This is a genomic window from Neobacillus drentensis (assembly GCF_036965645.1).
Lineage (GTDB): Bacteria > Bacillota > Bacilli > Bacillales > Cytobacillaceae > Neobacillus > Neobacillus drentensis_D.
On sequence record NZ_JBALPZ010000085.1, the window covers coordinates 56,434 to 66,328 of the forward strand.

The window sequence follows — 9,895 nt, forward strand, 5'->3', positions numbered from 1 at the left end:
TTTGCGGGTAGCCTCCCATCATTTGTCCTGGAAATCCGCCAAATTGTCTTTTTTCCATAAAGAATCGCCTCCTTACATTCTCCCTACAGTGTATGTCCACTAGTTGGAAAAGCCTTAGATGAATACCTAGGGAAGCAAAAAAAATAAACTATCCGCTCGGGATAGCTTGTAATCTATTATTTTTCGTCTTGAGCTTTTTTTTGTTCTGTCTTCTTCTCTTTAGAAATTTCACCGCAAGCAATCCGGTTTCCTGAATCCCCTGCCGGCTGGGTCATCCCATCATCCTTTCCTTCATGAATTACAATGGAAGTTCCTTCTTTTGTAAACAGTGATTTTTTTCCATTTTTCAAAGTAACATTAGGGGCCATTAAATCAGCCTTTACAGTCCCATCATCTGCGACAATTAAATTTGGCAGATCCCCCGCATGAGCTCCCTTCGGATGTAGGAGACCATGTTCTTTATTTTCAGGATTGAAATGGTTCCCCGCCGATTTGAAATCAGGGGCCTTACATGTACCAGATTCATGTATATGTATCGCGTGTTCTCCTAAAGGAAGTCCAGTTAAATCCACGGTCATTTTCACCCCATTCGACTGTTCAGCAAGCGTTATTGTCCCGAGCGAATCACCTGATGGATTATACATTTGTACGTCTAACTGCTTTACTTCCTTTTCCATACAGCCCGTAAGCAGGAGAAGCGGAATAAGCATCCAACTTTTCTTCATTGTTTCCCCCCTTGGCAATTTGGGAATAGTATAGGCAATCAACCCCTGAACTATTCTAAAGCGGAAAGGAATGGCTTATGGAATGATAAAAGGAACAGTCGTGTTTAACTGTTCCTTTGCGTAGTCCGGTTCTTGTTTATTTGTTCTTCTAACTCTTTTGTTTTTAATGCTTCCCGGTTGGAGATTTTAATAATGAGCCGCATGGTTATTAGTGCACCTATTAAAAAAATAACACATGTAATGGCGGCAGGAATATATTCTCTTTTGTCTTCAGGAAAGTACAAAAATAATGCTAGTACGGATGGCAGAAACATTTTTCTTCTCCCTTTCTCTCTTAAAGGCCCCTAATGGGTTCACTTTATTATAGCAACAAAGAAGACTCCGCACCAACAGAAAAGCGGAAGCGCCTTGACCAGGGAAAAAAGTAGTTCATTTTTTCCTAGGGGCGACAGGCATTAGACGAGCCTTATTGACGGATTGGCTTATGACCCCGAGCCCCTAGGCGCTGAAGCTGGACAATTTTCAAAGTCATTTTAATACTTTAATTCCTTTGATCACGACATCTTGCTCTGGCTTGTCCTTTGCATCTACTTTTGTTTCTGCAATTTTATCTATAATGTCCATTCCTTCGATCACCTGGCCGAAAACAGTATGACGGTGATCCAGCCATGGAGTACCCCCATTTTTGTCATAGGCATCAATGATTTCCTTTGGATAGCCGGCTTTGTCCATTTCTTCTTTCATAGAAGGGTCCAGTGTTGTTTTTTGAACAATAAAGAACTGACTTCCATTCGTATTGGCTCCTGCGTTTGCCATCGATAAGGCTCCACGAATATTAAAAAGATTTTCAGAAAATTCATCTTCAAATGGAGTCTTCCAAATACTTTCACCGCCGGTCCCGTTTCCCTTTGGGTCACCGCCTTGAATCATGAAATCTTTGATCACCCGGTGAAAAATGAGACCGTCATAGTATCCATCCTGACTGTGTTTGACAAAGTTTTCAACAGCCTTTGGAGCATACTCTGGGAATAGTTTAATTTTAATCGTCCCCATTGACGTTTCCATTTCCACTAATTTTTCATTTTCAGCCACTTCTGTTGACAGCTGTGGATATGTTTTATCAGACACTTGTTTGGCCCCTTCCTTTTGTTCTGTTTTTGGCTCTGTAGTCTTTGTGGTTGTGGATACCTTGTCTTCCTTCTTCTCGCTTGTCCCACAAGCAGCCAACATTAGAACAATGCTTACAAAAATAAATATAAATAGCCCTTTCTTTCTCAATTATCATCCCTCCATTTTCTCACTTTAAACTTTTTGCACTATGTTTTTAATTTAGTCATAATGGAGGAGTGGAATCAAGTGAATTTTAGACTATGGGGTGGATGACGTGACAGAATTACAAGTTGGCAATGTGGTTACGGGGATTTATAAGACAGGGAAGTATATTGGTGAAATTACTGAAGAACGCCCACAGCATTATTTAGTCAGGGTATTGGCGGTTGCAAAACATCCGATGCAAGGTGACCTCCACCACCCAAAGGATGCGGATGTCCTCATGTTTCATGAAAGAAAAGCCCTTAGTTACAGGGAGCAAACGAATATTCCCAAACAAATGGTGAAACCGTTTGAGGGTGAGGTTCCTGATTATCAGGAATCTTTAAAAGAAGCTTTACAGAAGATGAGAAAAGAATTGACCGAATTAAATTCAGAGTGGGCAGAGATGAGCTTACGGGCTTTGGAATCCTTGGAAAGCGATTATAAGATTTGATCACACATTTAAAGGCCAAATCAGTTTGAGTGATTTGGCCTTTTATGCGAATTCATTGAGCAGTTTGGAAAAATCGATTCGATCGCCGATAGTGGTTGGCTGCGGCTTTTCCAAATAGCGTTTATCCTTTTCAACTAGTTTGAATATATTATAGGTAGTCAAGGCATCATCCAATGCTCGATGATGTTTCCCAGTCCCTTCTTTCCCATATTCCTGAACGGCTTTCCAAAGACCGGTTTGATTTTGGTCGCCAAAGAATCGTTTATATTCCATGGATAAATCTAATTCTGCTCCCTTAAATGGAAACGCAGCTCCAGCCATTAAACAATTTTGCCGCAGTACCTTCATATCCATGTTTCCCCAAGTAACGATGGTCGTGTCAACATTATCCTTATTGAATTCTGCCAATTTCTTAATGAGCTCGTAAATAGTTAATCCCCTATCAACCTGTTGCTGCGTAATATGTAAGAATGATTTGCAGCGTTCGGATAATCTCGGAAATTTTAAAGGAGTTACATAGGAAGAAAATTGTTCAGTAACTTGGTCATCTACTACGGCAACAATTCCCACCTCAATAATTTCCGCAAAAAAATCTTTCATACGAACATTTCTCTCTGGCATCGTAAACTCAAAATCAATAAATAAATATTGCTTCTTGGTTCTCAATTTATTCACCACCTTCTCTTATTCCATCTTACTACTATTATATAAAGATACATGTACAAAAAATTGTGCTTTTTTTCTATTTTTTTTATTATAACATGAATTTCATTAGAGTTTTTTAAATTTTTGTACAATAGACACAAAAAAAGAATGGAAAAACCATTCTCTTGTGAGGAATTATTTTTTAAGTTTAATGACGGCCATTGTACATCTTGAAACACAGATAAGACGGTCTTGTTCATCGGTGATTTTAATATCCCAGACCATGGTTGTTTTACCCTGATGCAAAACGGTTCCCACTGCGGTGACAACTCCGTCCGTTTTTGGACGGACATGATTGGCGTTTATTTCCAACCCAGCCACAGCCTCTGTTTCTTTGTTAACGAGTTCGTAGGCTCCCAGACTTGCAACTGTCTCTGCTAAGGCAACGGAAGCCCCTCCATGAAGTAAGCCAAATGGCTGTTTTGTCCGGTGGTCAACAGGCATGACTGCAACAACTTTCCCAGGCTCTAGCAGCGTAATTTCCATTCCAAGTGCCTCTATTAGCGTATCCTTAATCATCTTATCCCTCCGGTACCTATTTTGATTTTATATTAACCTATTCTTCGTTTCTCTTCACATTCCTTTAAGGTAAAAAAAGAAAAAACAGCTGCAAGAGCTGTTTTTAACGATATTAATAGAAACCAGGGTATCCCATTGGCGGGAAACCGACTCCAGGATAGCCGAATCCTGGATAACCACCGAATCCTCCTGGGTAACCGTAAAATGGCCGGGCTGCAAAAGAAGCACCTAATCCCCCGCCAAGTAATCCTCCCAAGAAGCTAAGTCCACCAATCGCTAATGGCCAGCCAAGACCGATAAATCGTTGATCTTGTACCGGATACGGGCTTCGATATGGGTACATATCCTATTACCTCCTTTTTCTGTGCTACTTGCCTACACTATTTCATATGCGGAAACAATGGGATTGGAGTGGGCAAATAGAAAAGCGGAAGCGCCCGTTTAGCGGCGTATGACCTGGAGCGCTTTGACTGAGATAAAGGAAAACCGAAAAGCGGAGGCGCCTTGACCAGGGAAAAAAGCAGTTCATTTTTTCCTAGGGGCGACAGGCATAAGACTAGCCGGCGAGAAGGCTGCTCTTTAGCCTTCTTGACGGATTGGCTTATGACCCCGGGCCGCTGGGCGCTTGAGCTAGACAAGCCAAATAGAAAAGCGGAAGCGCCCGTTTAGCGGCGTATGGCGGTGTCAAAAAAAACTGCTGGAACCCTCATGCAGCATTAGGTTTATTTTTCAATTGGCTCAAAGCGTTCTACAAACAGCGCAAGGGTACGGGTCATAACGCCAGTAGCACCTGCTGGACCTAAGTCATAGTCCTTTGATGTGGTGGCTGTTCCGGCAATATCCAGATGCACCCATGGCGTGCCTTCCGTAAACTCACCAATAAAAGCACCCGCTACAAGGGCGTGTCCCTCGCTTCCTGGAGAATTATTTAAATCAGCCACCTTACTATTGCGGACACGTTCTTTTTCCGTCTCAAACAATGGCAATAACCACATCTGCTCTCCAGCTTCAACAGATGCTTCCAAAACTTGCTCATACAAACCATCATGATTGGTCATGGCACCCGTTGTATGCAGACCAAGTGCCGTAATGACTCCGCCTGTTAGGGTGGCCACATCCACTAAATAATTAGCCCCATGATGTTTGGCATAGGTAACCGCATCTGCCAAAACTAGACGTCCCTCTGCATCCGTATTTAGGACCTCAATCGTTTTACCATTCATGGATGTAATCACATCATCTGGTTTAAAGGCACCACCCGAGATCATATTATCGGTGGAAGGAATAACCGCGACAACGTTTTGCTCCGGTCTAATTTCACCGATGATTTCCATCGCCCCAAGAACAGCCGCTGCTCCGCCCATATCCGTTTTCATCCCAACAATGCCAGCTTTTGTTTTAATTGAATAACCGCCTGTATCGAAGGTAATCCCTTTTCCAACCAACCCAATAACATCGGTCCATTCATCTTTTCCTTGATATTTTAAAACAATCATTTTTGGAGGCTCGACAGACCCTTTATTTACAGCGAGGAATGCACCCATCCCTAACTTCTCAATCTCTGCTTTATCAAGAATTTCGACTTCAAAGTTGTATTTGGCTCCCAGCTCTGAAGCATAGTTCGCTAAATCTGTAGCCGTCAATAAATTACCAGGAGTGTTCACAAGCGTGCGGGCCGAATTGGTTGCCTTTCCGAATGCATAACCGACTGTTAAAGAAGCCTGAACATCCACTTCGTCAGCCGCAGAAGCATATACAGTAACCTTCTCAAGTCTCTTTTCCGGCTCATTCGATTTTTGTTTATATCCATCAAATTGATACGTGGAGAGCGCCATGGCTTCACTCAACGCATGTGCGGCATCTAAACTATCCAGTGCTTCGCTGACAAACGTATCTAAATAAACAGCTGTTTCCCCCTGTTTATTTACCTTTAGCTGTTTAAAAACCCTTCCTAAAGCGGCTCGAAGCTTTTCGAAGGATAAATCCTTTTCTTTTCCCAGACCAACAAAATAGATCCGTTTTGCTGAAATTTTCCCAAAAGTATGTACTTTAGTAATGCTTTTAAGCTTAGCTGAAAGATCACCTGACTTTACTAGCTCTGTTAACTGTCCGTCAAATTTTCCATCTAATTCGGCTAATTCCCCTGTGAATTTTTCAGGTTTCTCAAATATACCTACGACTAAGCCCTCATGACTTGCCGTAAAGTCTAACCCTTTTTTTACATGAAACATGTTCCTTCACCTCCGAAATTTACCTTTACATTATATCGAAAAGGGCGAATTAATTCGAGAATCTAACCATGTAAAAAGCAGGCACAAGGCCTGCCGATTTCTTCGTATTCTTATCTTTTTTCGGAGCTTGTATACTGCCCTCGGAATACTTGGAGTGTTTTATCATTATTTAAGGTTAGCAATTCCTCTTCAGTAAGACGTCCATTTCCTTTTTGAATAACATAGACCTCCACCTGCTTTTTACCCCACTGCTCATAAACATCCTCCACCGTTTTGTAATAAAGGTCTAACTCATTTCCCTTTATCGCGCCTCCCTTATCGGCCACAACCCCATATCCATAACCCGGGATAAATAGAATGGTACCTATGGGAAAAACGTTTAAATCAGCGGCTACGGTTGAAAATAGATCCCGTTTCACTTTTACACCTGAGTAAGTAATACCATATTCAGGATGACCCTGGCTTTTCCCAGTGGATTCATATCCTGCCGTATAGCCTGTTGCGGTCACTGTATATTTTGGGTACTTAGACCAATCAAATGCATCCTCAAGGAGAGGAGTGGATGATCCAGAAACAGGTTTCGTTATCGAAAGCGCTGACGCAAATGGCAGTATGAACGACTTTGCACTTACGCCAGTAATGGACTGAAAGGTTGCAGCTAATGCCAAAATAAACAGACAAATCATTGCAATTCGTTTCGTCCAAGTTTTCATTTTATTCATTGATTTTTTCACCCTCCAAAAATATTCATTCCCAAAGTAAAGGGAAATATACAAAAGGGTGAAAAATTCAATTTTTCAGAACAAAAAAAGACCCTTACATAACTGTAAAAGTCTTAAAACATTTGATATCCACTTTTTCGTAATAGTTTAATTGTAAAACCAGCAGCAATCGCGCCTGCTAGACCACTGATTAGTATGAGAATATCCGCCGTTGCTAACGTGCTGATTCTTGACCAAAGATCTTGAAAGGCGTATTTACTATTTGTAAAGTACTCAGCAAACTCTACTTTATCTACAATAAAAATGGCTACAATGGGGTAAATAATAGCCATCACCCATGACATTCTTAAGAGCATATTCAGGATAAAACCGATTCCAAAAAATAAAACAAAAAATAGCACGATTGAGATGATTAGGACCACAATGCTCATCTGCATCCGACAATTCCCCCTTTATACATCCATTAGTGTACTTAAAAAGCCCTAAGAGAGTCAAGAAGAAAAGCGCAGGCGAACAACTAGAGTAGTGCTAAATCCATTATTAAAAAAAAGCAAAAAAATAGCCTCTTAGAATAAGAAGCTGATTTGCTTAGTTATCTTTATTCTTACCAGTTCCTTCACAGTTTGGGCATGTCTCCGAACCGCCAAGGACTAATTGGAAATACCCCTTCCCCTCACAATAATCACAAGTTTTGGTTGTATCAATCGTTTCCACCGTCATCTCTTTCGCCTCCCTTTGTATATTAACTTAATTTTCAGATAATATACCAAGGATTTTAGAAAAAGAAAAGAGCTAAATTCACGGAATTTCGCATATGAAAACGGATACATGTTAGATTATCTTCCATTTCCGATAGGTTGCTTAATTTATCGAAAAATTAAAAAAATAATTTATAGGAAGTGTAGCCAAACTGATTACCGGGGTTAATATCATCAGATTCCGGTTTCATAACTGAGAGACTTTCATGGATTAGATAATGTAATAGAACGGAAGCATCTTTTTCTAACCTAAGCTCCTCTGGTGCCATAAAACGGGCCTCATACAACTCCTTATCTTGATGCGTAATGGTAAGCTCTCCGGTAGGCTCAAGTAAAAAAACAAGTAAATTATCACTAATTTCCCCTTTGATGACACCTGTCCTTAGCCCAAGGAGACCCTTTACTGAACAATCGATTCCGGTTTCTTCTTTCACTTCTCTTAAAACAGCTTGATCTGCTGTTTCTCCTTCATCCACAAATCCAGCTGGCAGAGACCATTTGCCTTTTAAGCCGCCGTATCTTTTTTTTACAACGAGCCATTCCCCTTTACTGGATTTCACTAAACCGGATACGGCCAGCCATACCTTTCCGCGTTTCTCGTGACTGCTCATGTAATATACCCCCATTTTAGAAAAAGCACGATTCTGTTTTGGTCTTCCCTTGTCAGAAGGTGACCTGACTTCGGACAGGACTCCTGTTTTTGGGCATTCTCTTGTCCGAAGGTGATCCGGCTTCTGACAGGACTTCGATTTTTCGGGCTTCTCTTGTCAAAAGGTGACCCAGCTTCTGACAGAACTTCGATTCTTTGGCCCTGCCTTGTCCAAAGGTGACCCAGCTTCTGACAGAACTACGTTTTCTTTGGCCCTGCCTTGTCCGAAGCTGACCTGGGTTCGGACAGGACTACCGTTATTTGGGCCCTGCCTTGTCCGAAGCTGACACGTCTTCGGACAGGATTACTAATTTTTTGCACTCCCTTGTCCGAAGATGACCCGACTTCTGACAGGAATTCGATTTTTCTGGCTTCTGTTGTCCAAAGGTGACCCGACTTAAAACATCTCTTTATTATCATAACAAAAAAGAACAGAGCTACTCTGTCCTTTTAAAAAATTCATTAAAGCTACAAACGCCCATCAAGGCATTCCGCTTCTCTTATTAAAATAAATTAAATTTACCTTTTTTCAATACCATACCTGCTCCACCGATCATGAAAAGAGCACGGTTATCAACAACTTTTTTCATAAAGGATGCTTTACCGCCTGTAAGCTTTTTGCCAAAAACTACACCGATCGCATCATCTTCACCTAGTGAACATACAGTCCCTTTATTATCAAATGTAAAAGTCTCTAACTCAGGCTTATTACGAACTAAAGCCGCAATATTCTTCGCTGTCAATTCTGCTTGCTGCATCGCAATTTGTGCAGTTGGCGGATATGGACGATTGATTTCTTCATTGATAACAAGAGAGCTGTCACCAATAAGGAAGACATCATCATGTCCAGGTACACGTAGGTCTGGCTGTACCTTAACACGGCCTCTCATGGCTTCAAAGCCTGATTTCTCGATAACAGAATTACCACGTACACCTGCAGCCCAAACAACAGTTTCAGCCTTAATTTCATATGGCTCTGCATCGCCTTTTGCTACAAAAATACCGCCAGGAACAGCTTCCTTAATTGCCGTACCGATTAAAAACTCTACACCCTTACGTTCTAACGTAGAAACCGCGTAATTTACTAACTCAGGGTCGAATCCAGGCAATACAGTTGGAGCTGCTTCCACACAATAAATTTTCACCTTATGGAAATCTACATCATATTCATGGCATAATTCTGGAATACGGTTGGATAACTCCCCAAGGAATTCAATTCCAGTAAAACCTGCACCACCAACAACAATGGAAAGACGATTGTCATTCTTTTCCTCTTCCATATTGTAAGTAGCAAATTGGTATTCAATATGCTCACGTAATTGACGAGCCGAGTTGACATTGGTAATTCCAAATGCATATTCCTTTAACCCTTTGATACCGAATGTTTCCGGTTCACCGCCAAGGGCGATGACAAGGTAATCATAATCTACTTCGCCTTTTTCTAAAATGACTTTCTTTTCGTCTTTTTTAATTTCTACTACTGTATCTTGGACAAAACTAACCTTACTGCGGTCAATAACATCACGAATATCATAGCGGACTTTATCATGGTGAAGCGTACCAGCAGAGGCCTCATGTAACCAAGTTGTTTCATAATGATAGTCATTTTTATTTACTAATACAATATCCGCTTCATTTACACCAAGTAGCTTTTGCAAACGAACTGTCGTAAGAAGTCCGCCATAACCTGCACCGAGAATCACAATTTTAGGCTGTCTCAAAGTGATCACTTCCACCTTTTATAGTATTTTTGGATAAATGCTCTTTTTCTTATCTTCCACTGCTATGTCCATTTTTATTTTATTTAGATGAAAATTAATG

General features: G+C 41.0%; 13 protein-coding genes. 1 reads left to right on the forward strand and 12 read right to left on the reverse strand.

Annotated features, from left to right (window positions below):
• Positions 1–176 precede the first annotated feature (176 nt).
• The 3 genes from V7266_RS16955 to V7266_RS16965 form a co-directional block, all read right to left on the reverse strand.
• Positions 177–725: a superoxide dismutase family protein gene (locus V7266_RS16955; protein ID WP_335469314.1), complete on the reverse strand. Its 549-nt coding sequence runs from the start codon at positions 723–725 to the stop codon at positions 177–179.
• Between the two features lie 104 nt (positions 726–829).
• Positions 830–1,039, reverse strand: a complete 210-nt coding sequence (locus V7266_RS16960; protein WP_335469316.1) for a hypothetical protein — start codon at positions 1,037–1,039, stop codon at positions 830–832.
• Between the two features lie 214 nt (positions 1,040–1,253).
• On the reverse strand, positions 1,254–1,955 hold the full coding sequence (locus tag V7266_RS16965; protein ID WP_335469338.1) for a peptidylprolyl isomerase: 702 nt from the start codon (positions 1,953–1,955) through the stop codon (positions 1,254–1,256).
• A 154-nt stretch (positions 1,956–2,109) separates the two neighbouring features.
• On the opposite strand from V7266_RS16965, the gene V7266_RS16970 reads away from it, so the two are divergent.
• Positions 2,110–2,490 carry a kinase-associated lipoprotein B gene (locus V7266_RS16970; protein WP_335469318.1) on the forward strand — a complete coding sequence of 127 codons (381 nt, stop codon included), beginning with the start codon at positions 2,110–2,112 and terminating at the stop codon, positions 2,488–2,490.
• Between the two features lie 42 nt (positions 2,491–2,532).
• On the opposite strand, the gene kapD is transcribed toward V7266_RS16970, so the two are convergent.
• The 9 genes from kapD to V7266_RS17015 all read right to left on the reverse strand — a co-directional run bounded on the left by kapD (position 2,533) and on the right by V7266_RS17015 (position 9,795).
• The gene (gene kapD, locus V7266_RS16975) at positions 2,533–3,156 is read right to left on the reverse strand and encodes a 3'-5' exonuclease KapD (protein WP_335469319.1); all 624 of its coding nucleotides are present in this window, start codon (positions 3,154–3,156) and stop codon (positions 2,533–2,535) included.
• Positions 3,157–3,330: 174 nt separating this feature from the next.
• Entirely contained in the window at positions 3,331–3,714 is a 384-nt protein-coding gene (locus tag V7266_RS16980) for a hotdog fold thioesterase (protein WP_335469321.1), read from the reverse strand.
• A 112-nt stretch (positions 3,715–3,826) separates the two neighbouring features.
• Positions 3,827–4,057 (reverse strand): hypothetical protein, encoded by a 231-nt coding sequence (locus tag V7266_RS16985; RefSeq protein WP_335469323.1) that lies wholly within the window; start codon positions 4,055–4,057, stop codon positions 3,827–3,829.
• A 379-nt stretch (positions 4,058–4,436) separates the two neighbouring features.
• Positions 4,437–5,945 carry a leucyl aminopeptidase gene (locus V7266_RS16990; protein WP_335469324.1) on the reverse strand — a complete coding sequence of 503 codons (1,509 nt, stop codon included), beginning with the start codon at positions 5,943–5,945 and terminating at the stop codon, positions 4,437–4,439.
• 110 nt (positions 5,946–6,055) lie between these two features.
• Entirely contained in the window at positions 6,056–6,667 is a 612-nt protein-coding gene (locus tag V7266_RS16995) for a 3D domain-containing protein (protein WP_335469326.1), read from the reverse strand.
• Between the two features lie 113 nt (positions 6,668–6,780).
• A complete protein-coding gene (locus V7266_RS17000; RefSeq protein WP_335469328.1) occupies positions 6,781–7,104 on the reverse strand; it encodes a YuiB family protein in 324 nt (107 codons plus the stop codon).
• Positions 7,105–7,255: 151 nt separating this feature from the next.
• Positions 7,256–7,387 carry a YuiA family protein gene (locus tag V7266_RS17005; RefSeq protein WP_186446515.1) on the reverse strand — a complete coding sequence of 44 codons (132 nt, stop codon included), beginning with the start codon at positions 7,385–7,387 and terminating at the stop codon, positions 7,256–7,258.
• Positions 7,388–7,544: 157 nt separating this feature from the next.
• Complete coding sequence (locus V7266_RS17010; protein WP_335469331.1) at positions 7,545–8,036, reverse strand: NUDIX hydrolase; 492 nt, start codon at positions 8,034–8,036, stop codon at positions 7,545–7,547.
• A gap of 541 nt (positions 8,037–8,577) precedes the next feature.
• Complete coding sequence (locus tag V7266_RS17015) at positions 8,578–9,795, reverse strand: NAD(P)/FAD-dependent oxidoreductase (protein ID WP_420491433.1); 1,218 nt, start codon at positions 9,793–9,795, stop codon at positions 8,578–8,580.
• Positions 9,796–9,895: the final 100 nt, after the last annotated feature.

Excerpts from the sequence above, each read along its gene's own strand:
- V7266_RS16955 (WP_335469314.1), bottom strand. The coding sequence starts at position 725 with ATGAAGAAAAGTTGGATGCTTATTCCGCTTCTCCTGCTTACGGGCTGT.
- V7266_RS16965 (WP_335469338.1), bottom strand. The coding sequence starts at position 1,955 with ATGTTGGCTGCTTGTGGGACAAGCGAGAAGAAGGAAGACAAGGTATCC.
- V7266_RS16995 (WP_335469326.1), bottom strand. The coding sequence starts at position 6,667 with ATGAATAAAATGAAAACTTGGACGAAACGAATTGCAATGATTTGTCTG.
- V7266_RS17005 (WP_186446515.1), bottom strand. The coding sequence starts at position 7,387 with ATGACGGTGGAAACGATTGATACAACCAAAACTTGTGATTATTGTGAG.
- V7266_RS16960 (WP_335469316.1), bottom strand. The coding sequence starts at position 1,039 with ATGTTTCTGCCATCCGTACTAGCATTATTTTTGTACTTTCCTGAAGAC.
- V7266_RS17000 (WP_335469328.1), bottom strand. The coding sequence starts at position 7,104 with ATGCAGATGAGCATTGTGGTCCTAATCATCTCAATCGTGCTATTTTTT.
- V7266_RS17010 (WP_335469331.1), bottom strand. The coding sequence starts at position 8,036 with ATGAGCAGTCACGAGAAACGCGGAAAGGTATGGCTGGCCGTATCCGGT.
- V7266_RS16980 (WP_335469321.1), bottom strand. The coding sequence starts at position 3,714 with ATGATTAAGGATACGCTAATAGAGGCACTTGGAATGGAAATTACGCTG.
- V7266_RS16990 (WP_335469324.1), bottom strand. The coding sequence starts at position 5,945 with ATGTTTCATGTAAAAAAAGGGTTAGACTTTACGGCAAGTCATGAGGGC.
- V7266_RS16985 (WP_335469323.1), bottom strand. The coding sequence starts at position 4,057 with ATGTACCCATATCGAAGCCCGTATCCGGTACAAGATCAACGATTTATC.